This window comes from Variovorax fucosicus (assembly GCF_030316825.1).
GTDB lineage: Bacteria > Pseudomonadota > Gammaproteobacteria > Burkholderiales > Burkholderiaceae_C > Variovorax > Variovorax fucosicus.
Genome location: NZ_JASZYU010000001.1, coordinates 2,039,276 through 2,061,348, shown reverse-complemented (window position 1 = coordinate 2,061,348; position 22,073 = coordinate 2,039,276). Strand labels below are relative to the sequence as shown.

The window sequence follows — 22,073 nt, the reverse complement described above, 5'->3', positions numbered from 1 at the left end:
CCGGTCAGGCCGGTTCGCCCGGCGCGGCGCCGGCCGCTTCGGCGAGCCAGCCCGTGAACGCCGCCACCAGAGGGTCTTGCGCCCGGTGCGGCGCAACGAACACGCTGTAGCCGCGGCTGTGCTGGCCGACCCTGGCATGGGCCAGCACCAGTTCGCCCGCCTTCAGTTCGCGCTCGACGAAGTAGCGCGGCACCAGGCCCACGCCGAGACCGGCGCGCACCGCCTCGACCAGCATCGAGAACAGGTCGAAACGGTGACCCGCAACCGCGTTCGCCGGCGTGCGTTCGATCCCGGCCTGTGCGAACCAGTCCTCCCATGCACCCAGCCGTGAAGTGAGTTGCAGCAAGGTGGCGCCGCTGAAGTCGCCGCGCCCCATCTCGCGCCGGCCGCGTGCCTGCGGGGCGCACACGGCGACGCACTGTTCCGGCATGAGCGGCCGCACCGATGCGCCGGGCCAGACGGCATCGTCGTACTGCAGGGCCACGTCGAAGGCCGGCTCGTCCATGTAGACCTGCGTCGGAAACACCTGCAGGTGCAGGCTGCAGGCCGGCTCGCGTTGCGCAAAAGCCGGCAGCCGCGGGATCAGCCAGCGCTCGGCCAGCACCGGAACCGCGCCGACCAGCAGACGCACGCCATCGGGACGCTGCGCCATCGCTTCGAGCGTGTGGTTCTCCAGCCGCAGCAGGTCGCCGGCGATCTGCGCGTGGTAGCGACGACCGGCTTCCGTGAGCTGCGAGCCGCGCGCGGTGCGCAGCACCAGCCGGACGCCCAGTTGCGTTTCGAGCAGCCGCAGCTGCTGGCTCACCGCGCCGTGCGTGAGGCTCAGCGCCTCGGCCGCCTTGCTGAGGCCATGGTGGCGCGCGACCGCGTCGAACACCAGCAGTGCGCGGGTCGTGGGCAGATGGCGGCGGGTGTTAGAAAAACTCACAGCTCGCTAGATTAAAGGAGAGCGGCGCTGGCCGGAAATTGAAAGAATGCCGGCTTGCTGTCCATCCACACCCAACACGCCATGCCGCACGCCCTTCGCCACCGCCTTGCCACCCTTGCCGCCGCAGCCGCGCTGATGGCGGCCGGCGCCGCGCATGCCCAGAGCTTCAACGCCGTGGCGTCGACGCCCGCGCAGGTCAAGCCCGCCATCGACCAGGCCTACACGCAATTGATGGCGTCGCCGGCCATCCTGAAGCTGCTCGACGCGGTCAAGGCCGACCACGACCGCTCGGTCGAAGACCTGAAGATGCTGACCGAGATCGAGGCGCCGCCGTTCAAGGAACAGAAGCGCGCGGAAGCGTTTCTGGCACGCATGAAAGCGCTCGGCCTCGCCGACGCGAAGATCGATGCCGAGGGCAACGTGGTCGGCCTGCGCAAGGGCACGGGCAACGGGCCGAAGCTCCTGATTTCGGCGCACCTGGACACCGTGTTCCCGGCCGGCACCGACGTGAAGGTGAAGGAGCGCGACGGCAAGCTCTACGCGCCCGGCATCTCGGACGACACGCGGGGGCTCAGCGTACTGCTGTCGTGGCTCAAGGTGCTGAACGACAACAAGGTGCAGACCGTGGGCGACCTGCTGTTCGTGGGCAATGTGGGCGAGGAAGAACTCGGCAACCTGCGCGGCATGAAGGCGCTGTTCCGCGATCAGCTCGACATCGACGGCATGGTCGGCCTGGAGCCGGCACCGGACGGCAGCGTGCTGATCCTCGGCACCGGCAGCCACCGCTACGAGTTCACCTTCAAGGGCCCGGGCGGCCACAGCTATGGCGCCTTCGGCCAGGTGCCGAGCGCGATCCATGGCATGGGCCGCGCGATCGCCAAGATCGCCGACGTCAAGACGCCGAGTTTCCCCAAGACCACCTTCACGGTCGGCACGGTCGGCGGCGGCACTTCGGTCAACACCATCGCGCCCGACGCGCGCATGGCGGTGGACATCCGCTCCGACGCGATGGAGCCGCTGCTCGAGACCGAAAAGAAGATCCTCGCCGCGGTCGACGAGGCCGTGGCGGAAGAGAACAAGCGCTGGGGCGTCACCACGCTGGCGGTGTCGAACAAGTTGATCGGCGACCGGCCGGGCGGCCGCACTCCGGCCGACTCGGTGATGGTCGAGGCTGCCATCCGCGCCAACACCGCGTTCGGCCACAAGACACTGCTGTCGGGCGCGAGCACCGACGCGAACGTGCCGATGGCGCTGGGCATCCCGGCCATCATCATCGGCGGCGGCGGCAAGACGGGCGGATTCCATGCGCTGAGCGAGTGGATCGACGTGACAGACGGCTGGAAAGGCGCGCAGAATTCGCTGGTGACGGTGTTGGGACTGGTGGGGGTTCAGGGCGTGAGCGAACCGTTGCTCCCAAAGCGCCCGCCTCGCGCGGCGGCGAAGTAATACTTCACGCCGAGACGCCGAAAGTTGCCACACCGCCGCATTCCGGGACGCGGCGTTCGACAATGCACGCGGTTCTGTCACACACCAAGCGCGCTTCGGCGCACAACCAGCAGGGGAACATCATGGGATTGCTCGATTCGGTACTCGGACAAGTGCTCGGCGGCGGCGCGCAGCAGCAGCAGCCGGGCGGGGGGCTGGGAGGCCTCGGCGATCTCGGCGGATTGGCCGGCGCGCTCGGCGGGCTGCTGGCGAACAACGGCGAGCAGGGCGGGCTCGGCGGGCTCGGCGGGCTGGTCACGAAGTTCGAGCAGGCCGGCATGGGCGACGTGATCGGCTCGTGGATCGGCAAAGGAGAGAACGCGCCGGTCTCGGGCAACCAGCTGAACGATGTCCTCGGCAGCGACACCATCGCGGCCATCGCCAGCAAGCTCGGCATCAATGCCCAGACACTGCTGCCGATGCTGGCGACGATGCTGCCGGCACTGATCGATCACCTGACGCCGCATGGCAAGGTGCCGGAAGAGGGCGTCGGCAACCACGACGATCTGCTGGCATCGCTCAGCGGCTTGCTGCAAAAGGGCTGATACCCGTCGCGGGGCCGGCGCCCGCGGGCAACAATGCCGCCATGAACCGCAATCTCTGGCTGCTGGCGATCTGCCAGGGACTCTTCCTCACCAACAACGTCACCTTCATCGCCATCAATGGCCTGGTCGGGCTGAGCCTGGCGCCGCGCGGCTGGATGGCAACCCTGCCGGTCATGGGCTACGTGGTCGGCGGCGCGCTCTCCACCGGGATCGTGGCGCGCACGCAGCGCCGCTTCGGCCGGCGCGGCTCGTTCCAGACCGGGCTGGCCGTGGCGTTCGGGTCGGCGCTGCTGTGCGGCTACGCGGCCTATTCGAAGAACTTCTGGCTGTTGACGCTGGCCACGCTGGTGGCCGGCTACTACAGCGCCAACGCCAGCCTCTACCGCTTCGCCGCAGCCGAGCTCGCGGCGCCGGCCTGGCGCGAGAAGGCGGTGTCGCTGGTGATGGCCGGTGGACTGATCGGCGCGGTGGTCGGGCCCAACCTGGCCTCGGTCACGCGCGGGTTGTTCGACGTGCCGTTCGTCGGCGCCTACCTCGCGCTCGCCATCGTGGCGCTGCTGTCGATGGCGCTGCTGGCCTTCATCGACTTTCCGCCGGCGCTCACGAAGCAACAGGCCGCTGGTGGCCGGTCGCTCGGTCAGATCATGCGGCAGCCAGTGTTCATCGTTGCAGCGGCAGCCGGCTCGCTTGGCTTCGGCGTGATGAACCTGCTGATGGCCGCCACGCCGATCGCCATGCAGATCTGCAGCCTGCCGTTCCCTGACATCGCACTGGTGCTCGAGTGGCACGTGATCGGCATGTTTGCGCCGGGCTTCTTCACCGGCCACCTGATCCGGCGCTTCGGCGCGCTGCCGGTGATGGGCGTGGGGCTGCTGCTGAACCTGGGTTGCATCGCGGTGGCGCTGTCGGGCGTCGAGCTGCACCAGTTCCTGATCGCGCTGGCCCTGCTCGGCGTGGGCTGGAATTTCCTGTTCACCGGTGCGACGACGCTGTCGCTCACGGCCTATGCGCCGGAAGAGAAAGACCGGGCCCAGGGCGCGCTGAACTTCTGCATCTTCGCCACGCTCGCCGTGACCTCGTTCGCCTCGGGCGTGCTGGTCACCACGCAGGGCTGGCGCCTGCTGAACTTCGGGTCGCTGTTGCCGGTCGCGCTGACGGGTGCGGCCTTGCTGTGGCTCGCCGTCATCCGCCGCCGCACCGCACGCGCAGCCGCCTAGAAGCGCTGTTCGAGCCAGTCGCGGAGGGCGGCGAATACCGGCTCTGCGTGCAGTTCGTTGAAGATCTCGTGGAACAGCGTGTCGAAGCAGGTTGCGCTCACCACGCCGGCCGGCGCGGCTTGCGCAAAGGCGGCGCTCGCGGCCGGCCGCACGAGCTTGTCGTCGCCTGCGTAAAGCAGCAGCGTCGGCACCTTCCAGCGCGGCGCCGCCGCCTGCACAACGGCGCCTTCCTCGGACAGGAAGCGCGCCAGCCGGCCGCAGATGCGGTCGTGGTTGAGCGGGTCGTCGCGGTAGGCCTGCACAACGGCCGGGTCGTGCGAGATGTCGCTGCTGTCGATGCCATTGCCCACGCGCATGTCCGGCGCGATGCGCGGCAACACCGCGATCAGCATCTTCTGCACCGCGTCGAGGCCCGGGTCGAGCCCCGGTGAGGACAACACCAGGCCTTCGACCGGCCGCACGCCGCGCGCGACGAAGCTGGATGCGACCAGGCCGCCGAGGCTGTGGCCGAACAGGATCAACGGCACTTCGGGGCAGGCACGGCGCGTCTGGTCGACTACCGCGGCCAGGTCGTCGATCAGTCGCAGCGTGCTCGGCAAGCCGCCCCGCACACCGCTCGACTGGCCATGGCCGTAGTGATCGTGCGCCCGCACCGCAAAGCCCCAGCTGTTGAGCCGCCGCGCCACGTGTTCGTAGCGGCCCATGTGTTCGCCGAGGCCGTGCAGAAGCTGCACGATCGCGCGCGGCGCCGCGCCCTCGACCGTCCACTCGCGCAGCGCGAGCGTCTCCCCGTCGGGCCGCTTCAATACCGTGCTCAAGCGGCGACGGCTTCGGCCGCGTGCGCCACCGGCAAGGCGGCAATCACTTCAGCCACCGCGGCGGTGAGCTTCTTGGCGTAAGGCACGTGCAGGAACTCGTTGGGCCCATGCGCGTTGCTCTTGGGGCCGAGCACGCCGCAGACCATCATCTGCGCCTGGGGAAAGCCTTCGCTCAGCATGTTCATGAGCGGGATGGTGCCGCCCTGGCCGATGTAGCCGCAGGGCGCGCCGAAATGAGCCTGGCTCGCGGCGTTGAGCGCCTGCTCGAACCACGGCGTGATCGCGGGTGCGTTCCAACCGGTTGCGCCGCCGCCATGCTCGAAGGTCACCCGCGCCTGATAGGGCGCGTTGTCTTCGAGCAGCTTCTTCATTTCCGCCACCGCCGCATCGGCTTCCACCAGTGGCGGCAGGCGCAGCGAGAGCTTGAACGCGGTGTAGGGGCGCAGCACGTTGCCCGCGTCCTTCAGCGCAGGGAAGCCCTCGGCACCGGTGACGCTCAGCGTCGGCTTCCAGGTGCGGTTCAGCAGCGCCTCGACCGGGTCGGTGGTGGTCGGCAGCGCGAACGTGGTCGAGCCGCCGCAGTCGTAGTGCGCCCACGGAAAGCGCTTGTAGACCTCGTCGCCGAGGATCGCGGCCGTGGCCCGGGCCTGTGCCAGCCGGTCGGCCGGCACTTCGCAATGGAAGCTGGCGGGCAGCATGCGACCGGTGGCGCTGTCTTCGAGCCGGTCGAGCACCTGCCGCATGATCCGGAAGCTCGACGGCACCAGGCCCGAAGCGTCGCCGGAGTGGATGCCTTCGGTCAGCACCTCGACCTTGAGCGTGCCGCTCGCCATGCCGCGCAGCGAGGTGGTGAGCCAGAGCTGGTCGTAGTTGCCGGCGCCCGAGTCGAGGCAGATCACCAGACCGACATCGCCGAGCCGGTCTTTGAGCGCGGTCACGTAGGGCAGCAGGTCGTAGGAGCCCGACTCCTCGCAGGTCTCGATGAGGCCGACGATGCGCGGATGGGCCGCGCCTTGTGCCTTGAGCGCCTGCAGCGCCGCGACGCTGGCATAGACCGCGTAGCCGTCATCGGCGCCGCCGCGGCCGTAGAGCAGGCCGTCCTGGTACTTGGGCGTCCAGGGGCCGAGATCGTTGCGCCAGCCGGTGAACTCGGGCTGCTTGTCGAGGTGGCCGTACATCAGCACGGTGTCGGTCATGGCCGTGCCGGTCGCTGGCACCTCGAAAAACAGCACCGGCGTGCGGCCTTCGAGCCGCACGATCTCGAGCTTCAGGCCCTCGACCTTCTGCGCCTCGACCCAGCTGGCCGCGTTGCGGATCACCGTTTCGAGATAGCCGTTGGCCGACCAGTCCTTGTCGAAGCCCGGCGATTTGGCCGGGATCTCGATGTAGCTGGTGAGCTGTTTGACGATGTCGGTGTCCCACTTCGTGGTGACGTCGGACAGGGCGCGTTCGGCGTCGAGGAAGCCGGCGGGCCGTTCCAGCTGACTGCGGTGCAGCGGTGCGTTCATGGTGTGAGGATCTCCGCGGGTGAGGAAAAAAGCATTTTGCGCCTGCACGCCGGCTTGCGTAGAGTGCGATGGCATCAACCCGGAGATCGACGTGAGCAAAGCAGCAGCGAGCAACGTGAGAGTGGGCATCGGCGGCTGGACTTTCGAGCCCTGGCGCGACAACTTCTACCCCAAGGGGCTTTCGCACGCGAAAGAGCTGGGCTACGCGAGCCGCCGCATGAGCGCCATCGAAGTCAATGGCACCTACTACAGCACCATGAAGCCCGAGAGCTTCCGCAAGTGGCACGACGAAACGCCCGACGATTTCGTGTTCTCGCTCAAGGCCTCGCGCTTTGCGACCAACCGCCGCGTGCTGGCCGATGCAGGCGATTCGATCCAGCGTTTCGTGGGCAGCGGTCTTGCCGAGCTGGGCGACAAGCTCGGCCCGATCGTCTGGCAGTTCATGCCGACCAAGCAATTCGACGCAGTGGACTTCGAGGCGTTTCTGGCGCTGCTGCCGAAGAAGGAGGGCAGCCGCAGCTTGCGCCACGTGATGGACGTGCGGCACGAAAGCTTCATCACGCCCGCCTACCAGAAGCTCGCGAAGAAGTACCAGGTGGCCACCGTCTTCACCGACTCCGACAAGTTCCCCTCGTTCGAGGAGCCCGAGGGCGAGTTCGCCTATGCGCGGCTCATGATGGCCGACGCCGGACTCAAGAGCGGCTATGCGCCGAAGGCGCTCGATGCATGGGCCGAGCGCGCGCAGGGCTGGGCCAAGGCGCCGAAGAAGCGCGATGTGTTCGTCTTCTTCATCAACGGCGCCAAAGAAAAAGCACCGGCCGCGGCCGGTGCCTTGCTGGAGCGTTTGGGCTGGAAGCCCGCAGAAGGCCCTTAAGCGGCGGCTTGGAGCGCCGGCTTGCTTTCCGACTTGGCGCCCGAGGTACCGAACGTGATTTCGCCCGACAGCTGGCCGCCTTCTTCGATAACGATCTTGCTGTAGCGGATCTTGCCGGTGACCTTGCCGGTCGAGTGGATCACGAGCTTTTCGCGCACCGTGAGGTTGCCCTCGAACAGGCCATGGATCTCGGCGATGTCGATTTCGGCGGAGCCCTTGAAGGCGCCCTGCTCGGCGATCTGCATCACGCGCGAATCCATCGTGGCTTCCACCAGGCCTTCGACGATCAACGTGTCGCAGTCGGTGATCTCGACGCCCTTGAGCTTGATGTTCGGGCCGACAGTGAGCTTGCTGCCGCCTTCCTTGGCCGCCGCCACGGCATTGGCCGCCTGCGCATTGATCAATGACGACGACGGACTCACCGGCGAGCCTGACAGATTGGTGGGGGAGCCGACCAGCGGTGCAGGACGGGAGGTGAGGTTGTCGGTGTCGCTGGTGCGCTTGCCGAAGAAGGGGGACTGTGTGGCCAAAAGGGAGCTCCTCAAGAAAGAGGACTATCGTAAGAACGCGCTTACGCATCGCGGCACTTCATTGCGAAAGATGCGTAACTGAATAAATCGAAAAACAGGCGGTCTGGGTACTTAAGGTTGCGTTGCGCACCGGATCACGCGGCAGCACCCGACACGTCGACAATCACCCGCATGTCGATCCTCGCACCCTCCGCTTCGCCTGCCGCAGCCACGACGGACGACGACGCGCGCTTCGGCAAGCCCGACAAGGGCTGGCGCGGCGTGCTCTTTTCGGTGATCTTCGAATCCGGAACGCGCGCCGGCCGCCTGTTCGACCTGGTGCTGATCGCGGTGATCCTGGCCAGCGTGGCCGTCGTCATCCTCGACAGCGTGCAGCCGATTCGCGCGCGCTGGGGCAGCGCCTTCAGCCTGCTCGAATGGGTGTTCACCGGGCTGTTCACGCTCGAGTACCTGGGCCGACTCGCTTGCGTTCAGCGGCCGCTGCGTTACGCGATGAGCTTCTATGGCGTGATCGATCTGCTCGCGCTGCTGCCGACCTTTCTGGTGGTGCTGGTGCCCGAGGCCTCGTACCTGATCGACGTGCGCATCCTGCGGTTGCTGCGCGTGTTCCGCATCTTCAAGCTGTCGCGCTATTCGGCCGAGTACCGCATGCTGGTCACGGCGGTCGCGGCGAGCCGCCGCAAGATCACCGTGTTCGTCGGCTTCGTCATGCTCGTGGTGCTGGTGATGGGCACGCTGATCTATGTGGTCGAAGGGCCGACGCATGGCTTCACCAGCATTCCGGTGGCCGTGTACTGGGCGATCTCGACCATGGCCACGGTCGGCTTCGGCGACCTAGTGCCGAAGACCGACCTGGGCCGCTTCATCGCCTCCGTGATGATGCTGCTCGGCTGGGGTGTGCTCGCGGTGCCGACCGGCATCGTGACCGCTGAAATGGCGCGTCGCGGGCCGGACGGTGAACCTGTGCTGCTGCCATCGCGTGGCCTGCTGGCGGCCACCGGCCCCGATGCCCCGCCCCCGGTTGCCCCCCGCCGCCTTACGCCGGCTGCCAGACGACGCGCCCTTGCGCAGCATCGTCGAGGCGGGCGATGAAGGCCGGAGCGGCCGGCGCAGGCAGCACGAGCATGAAGTGGACGAGGCTGTCGTGCCGCACCTCGTCGAGCACGCCGGCCGCAGCCGCCAGTTCGCGCCGCACCAGCCCCTCCAGCGCATAGGGCACGGCACAGCGCAGCACGCGCTGCGCCACGAGCGGCACCAGCGCCGCGCCGAGCAGTGCCTGCGCGATGGCATCGGTGTACGCACGCACCAGGCCACCGGCGCCGAGCTTCACGCCGCCGAAGTAGCGCACCACGGTTGCGAGCACGCCTTCGAGCTGCTGGTGGCGCAGCACTTCGAGCATGGGTCGGCCGGCGGTGCCGCCGGGCTCGCCGTCGTCGTTGGCCGCGGACTGCCCGCCGGCCATCAGGGCCCAGCAGACATGGGCCGCGCCGGGATGGGCCACGCGCAATGCGTCGACCACCGCGAGCGCGGCCGCCCGGTCGGCCACCGGCTGCACGCAGCCGATGAAGCGGCTCTTGCGAATCACGAGCTCGCTGTGCAGCGGTGCGGCGAGCGTGAAAGGCACCGCGTCAGGTGCGCTCGAACTTGAACACCGCGGTGCCGGCACGCGCGTTCGGCAGCCAGCGCACTTCGCGCCCTTCCTGCAGGCCGAAGGCATCGAGCAGCCGCAGCTTGTTGCGTTGCGCGAGCACCTCGAAGTCCTTGAAGGTGCCGACGCGGATGTTGGGCGTGTCGTACCACTGGTAGGGCAGCCGTCGCGTCACGGGCATGCGGCCGCGCGCCACGCTGAGTCGATTGGGCCAGTGCGCGAAATTGGGGAACGCGACGATGCCGGTGCGGCCCACGCGCGCGGTCTCGCGCAGCATGATCTCGGCATTGCGCAGATGCTGCAGGGTATCGATCTGCAGCACCACGTCGAACGAGGCGTCATCGAACATCGCGAGGCCTTCGTCGAGATTGAGCTGGATCACGTCGACGCCGCGGCGAATGCACTGCAGCACGTTGCCGTCGGCAATCTCGACGCCGTAGCCGCTGCAGCCGCGCTCGCGCTGCAGCAGGTCGAGCATGGCGCCGTCGCCGCAGCCGAGATCGAGCACGCGCGCGCCGCGGGGCACCAGGCGGGCGATGAGCTGTTGGGTCGCCAGGTCGCTCACAGCGCAATCCTCTCGAAGTAGGAACGCACCACGCCGTGGTAGCGCGCGTCGTCGAGCAGGAACGCGTCGTGGCCGTGCGGCGCGTCGATCTCGGCGTAGCTCACGCTGCGCCGGTTGTCGAGCAGTGCCTTCACCAGTTCGCGGCTGCGCGCGGGCGAGAACCGCCAGTCGGTCGTGAAGCTCACGAGCAGGAACCTGGCAGAGGCCCGCGCCAGTGCCTCGGTCAGGTTGCCGCCGAAGGAGCGTGCGGGGTCGAAGTAGTCGAGCGCGCGCGTGATCAGCAGGTAGGTGTTGGCGTCGAAGTATTCGCTGAACTTGTCGCCCTGGTAGCGCAGATAGCTTTCGATCTGGAACTCCACCTCCTGCGTCGAATACCGGTAGGCCGTGCCGGCCACTTCGCCCTCGACCGCGCTGCGCAGCATGCGGCCGAATTTCTCGTTCATCACGTCGTCGCTGAGGTAGGTGATGTGCCCGATCATGCGGGCGATGCGCAGGCCCCGCTTGGGCACCACGCCGTGCTCGTAGAAATGGCCGCCGTTGAAGTCCGGGTCGGTCACGATCGCGCGGCGCGCGACCTCGTTGAAGGCGATGTTCTCGGCCGTGAGGTTCGGCGCGCTGGCCACCACCACGGCATGGCGCACGCGCTCGGGGTACTGCAGCGTCCAGCTCAATGCCTGCATGCCGCCGAGGCTGCCGCCCATCACGGCCGCGAGAGTCTGGATGCCGAGCGCGTCGAGCAGGCCGGCCTGCGCGTCGACCCAGTCTTCGACCGTGACGACCGGAAAGTCGGCGCCGTAGACGCGGCCCGATTGCGGGTTGGTGTGCATCGGCCCGGTCGAGCCGAAGCAGGAGCCGAGGTTGTTGACGCCGATCACGAAGAAGCGGTCGGTGTCGACCGGCTTGCCGGGGCCGATCATGTTGTCCCACCAGCCCTCGGATTTCGCCTGGCCCGCATAGCTGCCCGCCACATGATGGTCGGCATTGAGCGCATGGCAGACCAACACCGCGTTGCTCTTGTCCGCATTGAGCGTGCCGTAGGTCTCGTAGGCCAGCGTGTAGTCGGCGATCGACGTGCCGCTGCGCATGGGCAGCGGGCCCGCGAAGGACATCGACTGTGGAACGACTTCAAAAGACATGAAAAAACCCGGCCTCGCCAAAAAACGAGCCGGGTCGGCCACGGTCTTTAGCTGAATTTGTTAAGCGCCCGCAAGCTGTAGCAAATCGGCGCAGTGGAAGTATAGCCGCCGGTCAGCCGGCGATCATCACGAGGCCGAGGATCAGGAAGATCACGGCGGAGATGCCGTGCACCAGCTTGATCGGCACGCGACGCATGATGCGTTCGCCGAGAAAGACCACGGGCGCGTTGGCCAGCATCATGCCCAGCGTGGTGCCGGCCACGACCCAGACGTAGTCGTGCACGAAACGGGCGGCGAGCATCACGGTCGCGATCTGGGTCTTGTCCCCCATCTCGGCCAGGAAGAACGCGATGACCGTGGTGCCGAACACGCCGAAGTGCGAGCTTTTGCCGGCTTCGTCGTCGTCGAGCTTGTCCGGGATCAGCACCCAGATCGCCATGGCGATGAAGGATCCGCCGAGGATCCAGCGCAGCGTGGTCGGCCCGAGCCAGTGCGTGACCCAGGTGCCGACCGCGCCGGCCAGCGCGTGGTTGACGATGGTGGCGGCGAAGATGCCCAGCACGATCGGCCAGGGCTTGCGAAAGCGTGCGGCGAGCACGAGCGCCAGCAGTTGAGTCTTGTCGCCCATTTCGGCGAGCGCGACGATGCCGGTGGCAACCAGAAAAGCTTCCATGACGTGAGGTTCCTTGGGCCGAAGGACGCAATTGACCGTGCAACACCTTCGGCCATATTCCCGAAGTTGCACAGTCAAAGGTCTCGCCAGGTGGAACACTGTTTGCGCCATGTTCTGCTGGGTTGCAGGACAAGTCTGTTGACGCAAGCCCTTCTCGCGATGGAAGGCGGCTACTCCCCAATGACAGCGAGGATTCTAGCCCGATGAGGCGGCATGCAATGTGAGTGGGCGCTGGCTCCCGGAATTTTGCGGACGGCATGGCCCAGGCCGCAAATTCCGTTTTGCGTGTTTGATATTTCACTCATAATGAACGGGCGTCCCTCCGCAAAATACTGGAAGACGCATTCGGGTGATCGGTCAGTTTCGCGCGACTCAGCGATTCAATGTTGGTTGTGCTGTCGGGACTCCATCGCTTTCTTTGATGTGTTTATAGGAGTCCCGTGATGGGCAACAAACTGTACGTCGGCAACCTGCCTTATTCGGTTCGCGACGGTGACCTCGAGCAGGCCTTCGGCCAATTCGGCGCGGTGACCAGCGCCAAAGTCATGATGGAGCGCGACACCGGCCGCTCCAAGGGCTTTGGTTTCGTCGAGATGGGCAGTGATGCCGAAGCGCAAGCCGCCATCAGCGGCATGAACGGCCAGCCGCTTGGCGGCCGCAGCGTCGTCGTGAACGAAGCACGCCCGATGGAAGCACGCCCGCCCCGCACCGGCGGCTATGGTGGTGGCGGCGGCGGTGGTGGTTACGGCGGTGGTGGTGGCGGCTACGGCGGCGGTGGCGCGGGTGGCGGCGGCCGCAGCGGCGGTGGTGGTGGCTACGGCGGCGGCGGTGGTGGCCGCAGCGGTGGCGGCGGCTATGGCGGTGGTGGCGGCGGCGGCGATGGCGGTTTCCGCAGCCCGTACGGCGCCGGCCCGCGCGGCGGCGGTGGTGGTCGCAGTGGCGGCGGCTACGGCGGCGGCAACAACAACGGCGGCAACAGCGGTTACTGACCATCCAGCGTCTTTCGACGCATGCAAAAAAGGCTCCCTCGGGAGCCTTTTTGTTTTCCGGTCACTGCGCTTCTCGCCTTGCCAGCGCCAAGAAGGCGCCCAATCCCACCATGGTGATGCCCGAGGTTCGTGTCATCAGTCGTGCGCGCGCGGCACGTGCTGGGCCCGACTGGAGCAGGCGATCCGCGGCGACCACCGCAACCACGTCAACGAGCGTGTTGAGCGCGACGCACGTGGTACCCAGAAGCACAAGTTGAGAGACGAGGGGCTCGGAGGGTGAAACGAACTGCGGCAGAAAGGCCAGGAAGAAAAGCGCAGTCTTGACGTTCAGGGCCTCAACGGCAACGCCCTCGAACAGCGCACGCCGCGCACCCTGCGGAGCGACACGCTCGACCGTGGAATGCTGCTCCTTGCGCAGCATCAGGCGAAGGCCCAGATAGACCAGATAGGCCGCGCCCAGGTACTTGACCAGGTTGAAAGCCATGGCCGATTGCGCAATCAGCAGCGACAGGCCAAGGGCCGCAGCGGCAACATGGAGCATGCCGCCGATGCCGGTGCCCAGGCACGAAGCCAAGCCCTCCGTCCGACCTCCAGCCACGGTGCGCGCGACCACGTAGGCAATGCCCGGGCCTGGAGTAACGGCCAAAACGACGGCCGTGAGCAAGAAGGCGAGGAATGACATGGGAGTAAGGGGTGTTGCTGCTGGGTGGGTATCGAGTTGTCGAACCTACTCGGTGCGCGAGTCTGAGTGGTTCGCAACCAGTGCGGATTGAGCCAGCGGGTGCGCGATTCCACCACCGCCATAGGATCTGAGCACCTGTGCGATGACGATCTGATACCCGTTGAGCCAACGTGCCTGTCGCTGCTTCGCCTTGATGTGCGCCGGGTGGTCGATCAGCCGACGAAGGGAATCCATCGTGTCCCAGTAGTACACGTTGGAAATCAGGCCAGTCGCCGGGTTCTCCCAAGTCTCTTCGCCCAGGTAGCCGGGGATGGACTTGGCAATCTGCGCTATGACGTTGTCCAACGCGTGGAACTCGTCGTCGTACTGGCGCTTGGCGAACGTGAAGGTCGATGTGTACATGGGTCGTCCATTCAGTCGGCCGGGCGCATCAGTTCGGCCAGTTCGCCGTGGCCACGCGCCTCCAATGTGTCGGCCGCGCCGACGAGATCACGCCCCTCGCGGTTCTGACTCAGCTTGGACTTGCCCACCAGCGAAGTGACGGCGATCTCAATGCCCACGATATTGCGCAGCATGCTATCGATGAACTCCTGCGCCGAGTCACCCATCTTCCACGGCCTGGGTTCGGCCGCCTCGTGCAGCCGCGTCAGGCGCGCGACGATACGGCGCACGAAGCGCTCATCGTCGTGCACGGTCAGTACGCCGTGCGCGTGCACTACCTCGTAGTTCCAGGTTGGCACCAGGCGATGCGACTCCTGCTTGCTCGGGTACCAGTTGGGCGAGATGTAGGCCTGTGCGCCGCGAAAGATCACCATGACAGGGCTTCCCGTGGGGCAGCGTTGCCAAAGCGGGTTCGCGCGGGCAACGTGGGCCGACAGCAGGCCGTGCTCTCCCACTTCAGGATCGAATTCGAAAGGCAGGTGGTCGGCATCCAGCCCGTCCATCCCTTGCGTCACAAGCGTGCCCAGGGAGTGCTCGCGGAGGATGCGGTGCAGTTGTTCGGGCCGGCTCTCGGCGAAATGAGGTGGGATGTACATGGGGCTTGGCTTTGCATTGGCGCGCTATCGCAGACTGTCCCCGAAAACCGGCACAATCGAAAGTGCCAGTTTTATCAATTCTTAATGGTCCAGTTTGCTCCTCACACCGGCCATGGCGCCGGCCGCCGCATCTACGACCTTCTGCGCGCGCAGATCGCCGATGGCACGCTTCCGGCAGGAGCGCGGGCACCGTCGACGCGCGCCTTGGCAGCCGATCTCGGCGTGTCGCGCACCACGGTGACGGCGGCCTACGAACAACTGGCCGCGGAGGGCTTTCTGGCCACATCCCTGGGGCGGGCCGCCCGGGTCGCCAGTCCGCCGGCCACAGTGGTAAACCACTCCGGCCCCTCTGACCGCCGCGGCAAGGCTGCCCTGGCTCTGTCAGCCTTCGGTCGACGGGTGGCGGGCATGGAAATGCCAGGATTGCCTCACGCGGAGCCAGCCCGCATCGACTTCCTGTACGGCGCAGTGGCCTCGCGCGACTTCCCGGCCCTGCGCTGGCGCCGCGCATACCAAGCCGAACTACTGCGCCACCAGCACAGCCTGTACTACGTCCCACCCGAAGGCGACGCGACTCTGCGCCGCGCGCTTCAAGGCTATCTGCGACGCGCGCGCGGGCTGGCCTGTGATGCCGAGCAAATCCTCGTGGTGCACGGCTCGCAGCAGGGCATCGACCTGTGCGCGCGCCTGCTGCTGGATCCCGGCGATGCATTCGTCTTCGAGGAACCGGGGTACCTGATGGCGCGCCGCTGCTTCGAGGCTACCGGCGCCGAACTGCTGGCCGTACCGGTCGACGGGCAAGGCCTGGATACTGCCTGTTTGCCCGGAGACGACCTGGCGCGTCTGGCGTATGTGACGCCTTCACACCAGTTTCCACTGGGTGGCGTGCTGCCCATTGGCCGGCGCTTGGCGCTGCTGCAGTGGGCGCAACGGCACCGCGCCTGGGTCGTCGAGGACGACTATGACGGCGAGTTTCGTTATGGGCAACGGCCGATCGATGCGTTGCAGTCCATCGATACCGACGGCCGCGTGATCTACATAGGCACTTTCTCCAAGGCGCTGTCACCGCAGCTTCGGCTGGGTTACTTGGTACTGCCCACTGAATTGGTGGCGGTGTTTCGACAAGCCAAGCGCATGGCCGACCGACACGCGCCTGTCTTGGAGCAGCGGGTGCTGGCATCGCTGATCGACAACGGAGCCTACGAGCGCCATGTCCGACGCAGTCGGCGCGAGAACGAACGCCGCCGCGCCGTGTTGCTCGACGCTATCGGGCGACACTTGCCAGCCGACGCGCGGGTGGAGGGCACGGCAGCCGGTCTGCATGTGGTTCTCTGGCTGCCGTTCCTTCGGTCACAGGATGAGCCGATTCTGGTGGCTGCCGCCCGCGCTCAGGGCGTGGGCGTCTACCCTGTGTCGCCGCTCTTTGCCAAGTCACGGCCCGGCAAGACTCCTCGCCCCGGCGGGTTGGTGCTGGGATATGCAAGCTTGACGCCCGAACAGATTGAACAGGGGCTGCGGATCTTGGGTGCGGTGATCGCATCGTGGAATCCAGCCGCGGAGCGCTCTCTGCCGCAGCGCTAATCGCCGCAGCGCGTTGCATGCAACGCTCCGCTTGCCGCTTGTTTTTCAGCTTTCGCCAAGCCGCTTCTTGCGGCCACGGCCCTGGACGGCGCGGTCGTAGAGCGCGTTCGGCAGCATCCGCATGATCTTGGCGACAACACCCATCTGCCATGGGATGACGCGGTAGCTCACGCCGGACTCGATGCCGCGAAAAGCCTGTTCGGCGAAATCCTCGGCCTTCATCAGGAACGGCATGCCGTAGCGGTTGCCTTGCGTCAGCGGCGTGTCGATGTAGCCGGGGCAGAGCGTGACCACCCGAACGCCGCTCGGCCGCAGTTCGCCGCGCAGGCTTTCGCAGTACGCCACCACGCCGGCCTTGCTGGCGCAGTAGGCGCCGTGGCCCGGCAGGCCGCGGATCGCAGCAACGCTGCCGATGCCGACCAGACGGCCGCTGCCGCGCGCCACCATCGCCGCGACGAAAGGATGGAACGTGGCGGCCAGGCCGGTGTTGTTGGTGGCGAAGGTGCTGGCCAGCACATCGAGATCGCCGCGTTCCGCGGTGTCGATGCCCACGCTGATGCCGGCGTTGGCAATGACCACGTCGGGCAGGCCCTGCTGCACGATGCAGGCTTGGCCGGCGCCCACGATGCTGTCGGTCTGCGCCACGTCGGCGCTGTAGATCCGGTAGCGTGCCGCGTCCAGTTGACGGGCGCTGGCCCACGATTCGATCTGATCCGTGCGGCGCGCGACCAGCGCGAGGTCGTAGCCGGCGGTGTAGAAACGCGCCGCCAGCGCCTGGCCGATGCCGCTCGAAGCGCCGGTGATGAAGACCAGGCGGCGTTGCGTCATGCTTCTCCCCTTGCTCTTGTTGTCAGGGTTTCGGCGCGGGCGCAGCCGCCGAGGGAATCAGCACGCCGCGCACGCGGCCCTGCAGGTTGGCGACACCGCTCAGGTTGTCGTAGTCGAGCGTATTGGCGGTGAATGTGTCGGTGCCGCGGGTCAGCGTGACTGGCTTGTTCGAGCGCACCTGTTCGGTGTCGAGAAACACGTGCAGGAACTCGCCGCGAAACTCGAGCCGCGGCAGTGGCCGGCCGTTCGCGCCGACGGTCGCATCGCGCACCACCACCGCGTTGCCGAACAGCTGAATCTCGCTGCCGTCGCCGTTCGAGAGGCCACGGTCGGCGGTGGCGCGAGTGACGAGGCCGGCCGGCGAAATCGAGCGCGTCCGGACCTGGTCCACCTCCAGCGTGTCGTTGTCGGGATAGTGCCTGCCTTCCTTGCCGGCCAGCTCGCTGCGCAACTCGCCGTTCGGGAGAAAGTTCTTGATCACGAAGCCACGCATGAAGTAGTCGGGCTCGTGCACGGGCGCCTCTTTGGTGGTCGGCTCGAGCAAGCGTGGCGCGTTGCGCACCAGCCAATAGGTGCCGAGCGCAAGCGCGGCCGTCAGGATGATCGGCAGGTAGAGCGTGGCGCGGTCGACGCCGCGCCGCAGCATCGCGAACAGGGTGGGAGCGTTCAAGCGACCGGCCCCCGCGCCAGATCGAGCAGCCGCCGGTAGTGGCCGCCGGCCGTGAGCAACAGGTCGCAGAATTCGCGCCCCGCGCCTTCGCCGCCACGTGCCGTCGTCACATAGTGCGCGATGGCACGCACTTCGCAATGCGCGTTGGCCGGCGCGGCGGCAAAGCCGCAGCGCGCCAGCACCGGCAGGTCGGGCCAGTCGTCGCCGATGCCGGCAGCTTGCGTCCAGTCGAGGCCCAGCGCCGCTAGCATCGCCTCGGCGGCAGGCAACTTGTTCTCGGTGCCGTAGCGCACGTGTTCGATGCCCAGCGCTTCGAGCCGCACGCGCAACGGCCTGGAATCGCGCCCCGTGATCACTGCCGGGGTGATCCCGGCTTGGCGCAGCAGCTTGAGGCCATGCCCGTCGAGGATGCTGAAGCGCTTGAGCGTTTCGCCATGCTCGCTGAAGTAGACGCCGCCATCGGTCAGCACGCCATCGACGTCGAAAAACGCGATACGCACATCCTGCGCGGCGAGCAGGGTTTCGGGGCTGAAACGGACAACCGGTGTTGCGGCCATCAGATGACCTTGGCCCGCATCAGGTCGTTGATGCTGAGCGCGCCGATCAGCAGGCCGGCCGCATCGACCACCAGGATGCTGGTGATTCGGTGCTGCTCCATCGCCTCGGCCGCCTCCACCCCCAGCGCGTCGGCGCGCACGGTGCGCGGGCCGGCATGCATCACGTCGGCGGCGGTGAGCTCGCGGAGATCGGCGCCGGTTTCGACCAGCCGGCGCAGGTCGCCGTCGGTGAACACGCCGATTGCCCGGCCCTGCGGGTCGATCACGGCGGCCGCACCGAGGCCCTTGGAACTCATCTCGCGCATCAGCTCGCCGAGCTTGGCGGAGGGCGCAACGCGCGGCACCTCGTCACCGGTGCGCATGAGGTCGCTCACATGCGTCAGCAACTTGCGCCCGAGTGCACCGCCCGGATGCGAACGCGCGAAGTCTTCGGTGCCGAAGCCGCGGGCGTCGAGCAGCGCCACAGCGAGCGCATCGCCCAGCGCCATCTGCGCAGTGGTGCTTGCGGTTGGCGCGAGGTTGAGCGGGCAGGCTTCCTTTTCGACGCCGCTGTCGAGCACGAGGTCGGCATGGCGCGCCAGCATGGAGTCGGCCCCGCCCGTGATGGCGATCAACGGGACGCCCTGGCGCTTGACCACCGGCAGGATTGCGGCGAGTTCGTCGCTCTCGCCGCTGTTGGAGATGGCCAGCACCAGATCGACCGCCTTGATCATGCCGAGGTCGCCATGGCTGGCCTCGGCCGGGTGGACGAACATGGCCGGCGTGCCTGTCGAGGCCAGCGTGGCGGCGATCTTGCGGCCGACGTGGCCGCTCTTGCCCATGCCCATCACGACCACGCGGCCGCGCACGTTGAGGATTTTCTGCACGGCCTCGACGAAGCTGGGGCCGATGCGCTCTTTCAGCCCCAGCACGGCCGCCGCTTCGATGTCGAAGGTGAGGCGGGCGCGTGCCAGCAGCTTGTCGGGGTCGGCGCTGGCGGCCAGATCGGGGCGGGAACTCATCGCGGCGATTTTAGGCGGGGCTCGCAAGTCGCCCACATCCTCTAGCATCGGGCCATGTCCTCGTTCCATCTCACGCTCCTATATCTGCTTTCTGCGGTGGTCGGCGTGGTGGTGTGTCGCTCGCTCAAGCTGCCGCCGATGCTGGGCTACCTGGTGGCCGGCGTATTGATCGGGCCGCACGCGATGGCACTGACGGACAACACCGAAGGCATCCGGCACCTCGGGGAGTTCGGCGTGGTGTTCCTGATGTTCGTGATCGGACTCGAGTTCAGCTTGCCCAAGCTGCGCGCGATGCGCCAGCACGTGTTCGGCCTGGGGATGCTGCAGGTGCTGCTGACCATGACCATCGCGACAGCCGGCGCGCTGGTCGTTGCCTCCTGGCTGCCGCCGGAATGGCAGCTCGGCTGGCAAACCGCACTGGCCCTGTCGGGCGCACTCACCATGAGCAGCACCGCGATCGTGGTCAAGCTGATGTCGGAGCGGCTCGAGCTCGAAAGCGAACACGGCAAGCGCGTGATGGGCGTGCTGCTGTTCCAGGATCTGGCCGTGGTGCCGCTGCTGGTGCTGATTCCGGCGCTCGGCGCGCCGCCCGAGGCGCTGCTCAGGGCGCTGGCGCTGGCCTTGGTGAAGGCCAGCTTCCTGATCGGCATCCTGCTCTATGGCGGGCCGCGCGTGATGCGCTGGTGGCTCACCATCGTGGCGCGGCTGCGCAGCGAGGAGTTGTTCATCCTCAACGTGCTGCTGGTCACGCTCGGCCTGGCCTGGCTGACCGAGCTGGCGGGCCTGTCACTCGCACTGGGCGCCTTCGTCGCCGGCATGCTGGTGTCGGAGACCGAATACAAGCACCAGGTCGAGACCGACATCCGGCCGTTCCATGATGTGCTGCTGGGGCTGTTTTTCATCACCATCGGCATGTCGCTGGACTGGCATATCGCGGTCGATCACTGGCTGCTGGTGGCCATGCTGCTGGTGCTGCCGCTGAGCTTCAAGCTGGTGCTGGTGACGGTGCTGGCGCGCACGCTCGGCGCAACCTCCGGCGTATCGCTGCGCACAGGTCTCTACCTGGCGCAGGCCGGCGAATTCGGCTTCGTGCTGCTGGCGCTGGCGCAGGAGCGCAGCCTGTTGCCGGCGTGGCTGGTGAACCCGGTGCTGGCCTCGATGGTGCTATCGATGCTGGCCACGCCCTTCATCATCATGTACAGCAACAAGATCGTGCGAAAGCTGGTTGCGAGCGACTGGCTGCAACAGTCGCTGCAGATGACCAACATTGCGCGCAAGACCATCAACACGAGCAAGCACGTGATCATCTGCGGCTATGGCCGCTGCGGTCAGAACCTGGCGCGCATCCTCGAGCGCGAAGGCATCCCGTACATGGCGCTCGACCTCGATCCCGACCGCGTGCGCCAGGCTGCCGCGGCCGGCGACTCGGTGGTGTTCGGCGACGCCGCGCGGCTGCAGGCGCTGATGGCGGCCGGCCTGGCGCGCGCCAGCGCCGTCGTCGTGACCTACCTCGACGTGGCCGGCGCGCTCAAGGTGCTGTCCAGCACGCGCACCCATGCACCGCAGGTGCCGGTGATCGTGCGCACGCAGGACGACCACGATCTCGAGAAGCTGCAGGCCGCGGGCGCCACCGAAGTGGTGCCCGAAGCCATCGAGGGTTCGTTGATGCTGGCCAGCCATGCGCTGGCGCTGGTCGGCGTGCCGATGCGGCGCGTGATCCGCGTGGTGCAGGATCAGCGCGACGCGCGCTACAACCTGCTGCGCGGCTACTTCCACGGCGCCGACGACGACAACGCCGACGAACTCGACCACGAGCGGCTCAATTCGTTCACGCTGACGCCGGGCGCGCGGGCGATCGGCCAGTCGCTCGCGCGGCTGGCGCTGCATGCGGTCGGGGTGCGCGTGGCCAGCCTGCGCCGGCATGACGGCAAGGCGGTAACGCCGGAGGACGACACAGTGCTGTCGGATGGCGACACGCTGGTGTTGTCGGGCAAACCGGCCGCGTTGGCCGTGGCGATCGACAAGCTGCAGAAGGGCTGAACCCGCGAGCCCTTGAGGCTGCGGCGCCCCCGGACAAGCGCGGGCGTTACATGGGCGTCGTGCCGCTGCGCATCGACCGGTCTCGCTCCACCATATCGCCGGACATCCATTGCGCATCGACCAGCACGAAGCTCTTGCGCTGGGTCAACGTCCAGCCCTCCGGGCCCGGCTGCCAGCGCGCGTTGCGCCAGCTCGGCAGTTCGCGCGCCAGCGCTTCACCGACACCGGGCTGGGCCAGCCAGGGCGCCGGCTGGTCGAGCGACCAACGCACATCCGCCAGCACACCGGTGTAGCGCTTGCCGCGCAGACGCATGTCTTCCACCGGCCCGAGGTTGGACACCGTATCGAGCCGAACCGCCTTTGCCACGCAAAGGCGCCGCGCGCCACCCCATTGCGCGAGCTCGGGCAGCGGGCGGTAGACGGAGATCGGCTCCGAAAGAAATCCGCCCGAGCTGCCACTTTCGGGCCCGGCATAGAGGCCAGCCTCGACCAGCATGTTCATCCACGCCAAGGTGGCCGAATTGTCCAGCTGGACATTGACCGGTTCCTGGTCGTAGGCGAGGCCATTGGCCACGCAAATCGGATCCTGTCCGGGTGCCTGGCCGTTTGCGATGGCATGAGTCATGGCGGCATGCAGTGCGGGCGCGGTGACCTCGGCCGGGGCCATCCACCGATTGACGCCGAAGGCGCCAATGGCCAACAGCGCCAGTGCACCGAGAACGCGAGGCAGCATCCGGCGTCGACGCCCCCCGGAGACGACT

The 22,073-nt window shown here is 67.2% G+C and carries 24 protein-coding genes and 1 riboswitch; of the genes, 8 read left to right on the top strand and 16 right to left on the bottom strand.

Translation table 11 applies throughout. From position 1 onward, the window contains the following. Positions 1 to 4: 4 nt before the first annotated feature. On the bottom strand, positions 5 to 928 hold the full coding sequence (locus QTI05_RS09835; protein WP_286624178.1) for a LysR substrate-binding domain-containing protein: 924 nt from the start codon (positions 926 to 928) through the stop codon (positions 5 to 7). A gap of 81 nt (positions 929 to 1,009) precedes the next feature. On the opposite strand from QTI05_RS09835, the gene QTI05_RS09830 reads away from it, so the two are divergent. The 3 genes from QTI05_RS09830 (at position 1,010) to QTI05_RS09820 (ending at position 4,175) form a co-directional block, all read left to right on the top strand. Next, positions 1,010 to 2,374 carry a M20/M25/M40 family metallo-hydrolase gene (locus tag QTI05_RS09830; RefSeq protein WP_286624176.1) on the top strand — a complete coding sequence of 455 codons (1,365 nt, stop codon included), beginning with the start codon at positions 1,010 to 1,012 and terminating at the stop codon, positions 2,372 to 2,374. Between the two features lie 122 nt (positions 2,375 to 2,496). Further along, positions 2,497 to 2,958 (top strand): YidB family protein, encoded by a 462-nt coding sequence (locus QTI05_RS09825; protein ID WP_444812876.1) that lies wholly within the window; start codon positions 2,497 to 2,499, stop codon positions 2,956 to 2,958. 41 nt (positions 2,959 to 2,999) lie between these two features. Then, positions 3,000 to 4,175 carry an MFS transporter gene (locus QTI05_RS09820; RefSeq protein WP_286540419.1) on the top strand — a complete coding sequence of 392 codons (1,176 nt, stop codon included), beginning with the start codon at positions 3,000 to 3,002 and terminating at the stop codon, positions 4,173 to 4,175. Here QTI05_RS09820 and QTI05_RS09815 read toward each other — a convergent pair. Continuing rightward, entirely contained in the window at positions 4,172 to 4,993 is an 822-nt protein-coding gene (locus tag QTI05_RS09815) for an alpha/beta hydrolase (RefSeq protein ID WP_286624173.1), read from the bottom strand. The two genes, QTI05_RS09820 and QTI05_RS09815, sit on opposite strands and share 4 nt — an antisense overlap. After that, positions 4,990 to 6,501 carry a M20 family metallopeptidase gene (locus tag QTI05_RS09810; protein WP_286624171.1) on the bottom strand — a complete coding sequence of 504 codons (1,512 nt, stop codon included), beginning with the start codon at positions 6,499 to 6,501 and terminating at the stop codon, positions 4,990 to 4,992. The genes QTI05_RS09815 and QTI05_RS09810 overlap by 4 nt, the downstream gene beginning before the upstream one ends. A gap of 91 nt (positions 6,502 to 6,592) precedes the next feature. Here QTI05_RS09810 and QTI05_RS09805 point away from each other — a divergent pair, with 91 nt between their 5' ends. After that, positions 6,593 to 7,375: a DUF72 domain-containing protein gene (locus QTI05_RS09805; RefSeq protein ID WP_286624169.1), complete on the top strand. Its 783-nt coding sequence runs from the start codon at positions 6,593 to 6,595 to the stop codon at positions 7,373 to 7,375. On the opposite strand, the gene QTI05_RS09800 is transcribed toward QTI05_RS09805, so the two are convergent. Further along, positions 7,372 to 7,905: a bactofilin family protein gene (locus tag QTI05_RS09800; RefSeq protein ID WP_286540423.1), complete on the bottom strand. Its 534-nt coding sequence runs from the start codon at positions 7,903 to 7,905 to the stop codon at positions 7,372 to 7,374. The two genes, QTI05_RS09805 and QTI05_RS09800, sit on opposite strands and share 4 nt — an antisense overlap. A gap of 171 nt (positions 7,906 to 8,076) precedes the next feature. Between QTI05_RS09800 and QTI05_RS09795 the strand changes: the two genes are divergently transcribed. Continuing rightward, complete coding sequence (locus QTI05_RS09795) at positions 8,077 to 8,997, top strand: ion transporter (protein WP_286624167.1); 921 nt, start codon at positions 8,077 to 8,079, stop codon at positions 8,995 to 8,997. Here the strand turns inward: QTI05_RS09795 and QTI05_RS09790 are convergent. The 4 genes from QTI05_RS09790 to QTI05_RS09775 form a co-directional block, all read right to left on the bottom strand. Then, positions 8,942 to 9,529, bottom strand: a complete 588-nt coding sequence (locus QTI05_RS09790) for an IMPACT family protein (protein ID WP_286624165.1) — start codon at positions 9,527 to 9,529, stop codon at positions 8,942 to 8,944. The genes QTI05_RS09795 and QTI05_RS09790 overlap by 56 nt on opposite strands. Positions 9,530 to 9,533: 4 nt before the next feature. Next, entirely contained in the window at positions 9,534 to 10,118 is a 585-nt protein-coding gene (gene metW / locus QTI05_RS09785; protein WP_286540425.1) for a methionine biosynthesis protein MetW, read from the bottom strand. Beyond that, the gene (gene metX / locus QTI05_RS09780) at positions 10,115 to 11,254 is read right to left on the bottom strand and encodes a homoserine O-succinyltransferase MetX (protein WP_286624163.1); all 1,140 of its coding nucleotides are present in this window, start codon (positions 11,252 to 11,254) and stop codon (positions 10,115 to 10,117) included. Before metX ends, metW begins: the two co-directional genes overlap by 4 nt. Before the next feature lie 112 nt (positions 11,255 to 11,366). Further along, a complete protein-coding gene (locus QTI05_RS09775; protein ID WP_286540427.1) occupies positions 11,367 to 11,927 on the bottom strand; it encodes a TMEM165/GDT1 family protein in 561 nt (186 codons plus the stop codon). A 5-nt stretch (positions 11,928 to 11,932) separates the two neighbouring features. Beyond that, positions 11,933 to 12,118: riboswitch (yybP-ykoY riboswitch) on the bottom strand. A gap of 252 nt (positions 12,119 to 12,370) precedes the next feature. Between QTI05_RS09775 and rbp the strand changes: the two genes are divergently transcribed. Further along, positions 12,371 to 12,916, top strand: coding sequence for an RNA-binding regulator (gene rbp, locus QTI05_RS09770; RefSeq protein ID WP_286624162.1), 546 nt, complete (start codon positions 12,371 to 12,373; stop codon positions 12,914 to 12,916). Between the two features lie 61 nt (positions 12,917 to 12,977). Here the strand turns inward: rbp and QTI05_RS09765 are convergent, their stop codons facing one another. The 3 genes from QTI05_RS09765 to QTI05_RS09755 are packed head-to-tail and all read right to left on the bottom strand — an operon-like array spanning position 12,978 to position 14,635. Then, positions 12,978 to 13,598, bottom strand: coding sequence for a LysE family translocator (locus QTI05_RS09765; RefSeq protein WP_286624160.1), 621 nt, complete (start codon positions 13,596 to 13,598; stop codon positions 12,978 to 12,980). A 45-nt stretch (positions 13,599 to 13,643) separates the two neighbouring features. Then, positions 13,644 to 14,000: an antibiotic biosynthesis monooxygenase family protein gene (locus QTI05_RS09760; protein ID WP_286624159.1), complete on the bottom strand. Its 357-nt coding sequence runs from the start codon at positions 13,998 to 14,000 to the stop codon at positions 13,644 to 13,646. An 11-nt stretch (positions 14,001 to 14,011) separates the two neighbouring features. Continuing rightward, positions 14,012 to 14,635 carry an FMN-binding negative transcriptional regulator gene (locus tag QTI05_RS09755; RefSeq protein ID WP_286624158.1) on the bottom strand — a complete coding sequence of 208 codons (624 nt, stop codon included), beginning with the start codon at positions 14,633 to 14,635 and terminating at the stop codon, positions 14,012 to 14,014. 84 nt (positions 14,636 to 14,719) lie between these two features. Between QTI05_RS09755 and pdxR the strand changes: the two genes are divergently transcribed. Continuing rightward, entirely contained in the window at positions 14,720 to 16,216 is a 1,497-nt protein-coding gene (pdxR, locus tag QTI05_RS09750; protein ID WP_286624156.1) for a MocR-like pyridoxine biosynthesis transcription factor PdxR, read from the top strand. A 45-nt stretch (positions 16,217 to 16,261) separates the two neighbouring features. Here the strand turns inward: pdxR and QTI05_RS09745 are convergent, their stop codons facing one another. Genes QTI05_RS09745 through QTI05_RS09730 form a run of 4 tightly spaced genes read right to left on the bottom strand, consistent with a single transcriptional unit; the run spans position 16,262 to position 19,272 of the window. Continuing rightward, the gene (locus QTI05_RS09745; RefSeq protein WP_286540437.1) at positions 16,262 to 17,044 is read right to left on the bottom strand and encodes an SDR family oxidoreductase; all 783 of its coding nucleotides are present in this window, start codon (positions 17,042 to 17,044) and stop codon (positions 16,262 to 16,264) included. 22 nt (positions 17,045 to 17,066) lie between these two features. Beyond that, positions 17,067 to 17,690, bottom strand: a complete 624-nt coding sequence (lptC, locus tag QTI05_RS09740) for an LPS export ABC transporter periplasmic protein LptC (protein ID WP_286541465.1) — start codon at positions 17,688 to 17,690, stop codon at positions 17,067 to 17,069. 20 nt (positions 17,691 to 17,710) lie between these two features. Next, on the bottom strand, positions 17,711 to 18,271 hold the full coding sequence (locus QTI05_RS09735; RefSeq protein WP_286540439.1) for a KdsC family phosphatase: 561 nt from the start codon (positions 18,269 to 18,271) through the stop codon (positions 17,711 to 17,713). Further along, positions 18,271 to 19,272, bottom strand: a complete 1,002-nt coding sequence (locus QTI05_RS09730; protein WP_286624154.1) for a KpsF/GutQ family sugar-phosphate isomerase — start codon at positions 19,270 to 19,272, stop codon at positions 18,271 to 18,273. Before QTI05_RS09730 ends, QTI05_RS09735 begins: the two co-directional genes overlap by 1 nt. 54 nt (positions 19,273 to 19,326) lie before the next feature. Between QTI05_RS09730 and QTI05_RS09725 the strand changes: the two genes are divergently transcribed. Further along, positions 19,327 to 21,312: a monovalent cation:proton antiporter family protein gene (locus tag QTI05_RS09725; protein ID WP_286540442.1), complete on the top strand. Its 1,986-nt coding sequence runs from the start codon at positions 19,327 to 19,329 to the stop codon at positions 21,310 to 21,312. A 46-nt stretch (positions 21,313 to 21,358) separates the two neighbouring features. Here QTI05_RS09725 and QTI05_RS09720 read toward each other — a convergent pair whose 3' ends face one another. Next, a complete protein-coding gene (locus tag QTI05_RS09720) occupies positions 21,359 to 22,045 on the bottom strand; it encodes a hypothetical protein (protein WP_286540443.1) in 687 nt (228 codons plus the stop codon). Between the last annotated feature and the right edge of the window lie 28 nt (positions 22,046 to 22,073).

Excerpts from the sequence above, each read along its gene's own strand:
- QTI05_RS09725 (WP_286540442.1), top strand. The coding sequence starts at position 19,327 with ATGTCCTCGTTCCATCTCACGCTCCTATATCTGCTTTCTGCGGTGGTC.
- QTI05_RS09735 (WP_286540439.1), bottom strand. The coding sequence starts at position 18,271 with ATGGCCGCAACACCGGTTGTCCGTTTCAGCCCCGAAACCCTGCTCGCC.
- QTI05_RS09765 (WP_286624160.1), bottom strand. The coding sequence starts at position 13,598 with ATGTCATTCCTCGCCTTCTTGCTCACGGCCGTCGTTTTGGCCGTTACT.
- rbp (WP_286624162.1), top strand. The coding sequence starts at position 12,371 with ATGGGCAACAAACTGTACGTCGGCAACCTGCCTTATTCGGTTCGCGAC.
- metX (WP_286624163.1), bottom strand. The coding sequence starts at position 11,254 with ATGTCTTTTGAAGTCGTTCCACAGTCGATGTCCTTCGCGGGCCCGCTG.
- lptC (WP_286541465.1), bottom strand. The coding sequence starts at position 17,690 with ATGCTGCGGCGCGGCGTCGACCGCGCCACGCTCTACCTGCCGATCATC.
- QTI05_RS09775 (WP_286540427.1), bottom strand. The coding sequence starts at position 11,927 with ATGGAAGCTTTTCTGGTTGCCACCGGCATCGTCGCGCTCGCCGAAATG.
- QTI05_RS09825 (WP_444812876.1), top strand. The coding sequence starts at position 2,497 with ATGGGATTGCTCGATTCGGTACTCGGACAAGTGCTCGGCGGCGGCGCG.
- QTI05_RS09760 (WP_286624159.1), bottom strand. The coding sequence starts at position 14,000 with ATGTACACATCGACCTTCACGTTCGCCAAGCGCCAGTACGACGACGAG.
- QTI05_RS09720 (WP_286540443.1), bottom strand. The coding sequence starts at position 22,045 with ATGCTGCCTCGCGTTCTCGGTGCACTGGCGCTGTTGGCCATTGGCGCC.
- QTI05_RS09745 (WP_286540437.1), bottom strand. The coding sequence starts at position 17,044 with ATGACGCAACGCCGCCTGGTCTTCATCACCGGCGCTTCGAGCGGCATC.
- QTI05_RS09730 (WP_286624154.1), bottom strand. The coding sequence starts at position 19,272 with ATGAGTTCCCGCCCCGATCTGGCCGCCAGCGCCGACCCCGACAAGCTG.
- QTI05_RS09820 (WP_286540419.1), top strand. The coding sequence starts at position 3,000 with ATGAACCGCAATCTCTGGCTGCTGGCGATCTGCCAGGGACTCTTCCTC.
- pdxR (WP_286624156.1), top strand. The coding sequence starts at position 14,720 with ATGGTCCAGTTTGCTCCTCACACCGGCCATGGCGCCGGCCGCCGCATC.
- QTI05_RS09810 (WP_286624171.1), bottom strand. The coding sequence starts at position 6,501 with ATGAACGCACCGCTGCACCGCAGTCAGCTGGAACGGCCCGCCGGCTTC.
- QTI05_RS09795 (WP_286624167.1), top strand. The coding sequence starts at position 8,077 with ATGTCGATCCTCGCACCCTCCGCTTCGCCTGCCGCAGCCACGACGGAC.
- QTI05_RS09755 (WP_286624158.1), bottom strand. The coding sequence starts at position 14,635 with ATGTACATCCCACCTCATTTCGCCGAGAGCCGGCCCGAACAACTGCAC.
- QTI05_RS09830 (WP_286624176.1), top strand. The coding sequence starts at position 1,010 with ATGCCGCACGCCCTTCGCCACCGCCTTGCCACCCTTGCCGCCGCAGCC.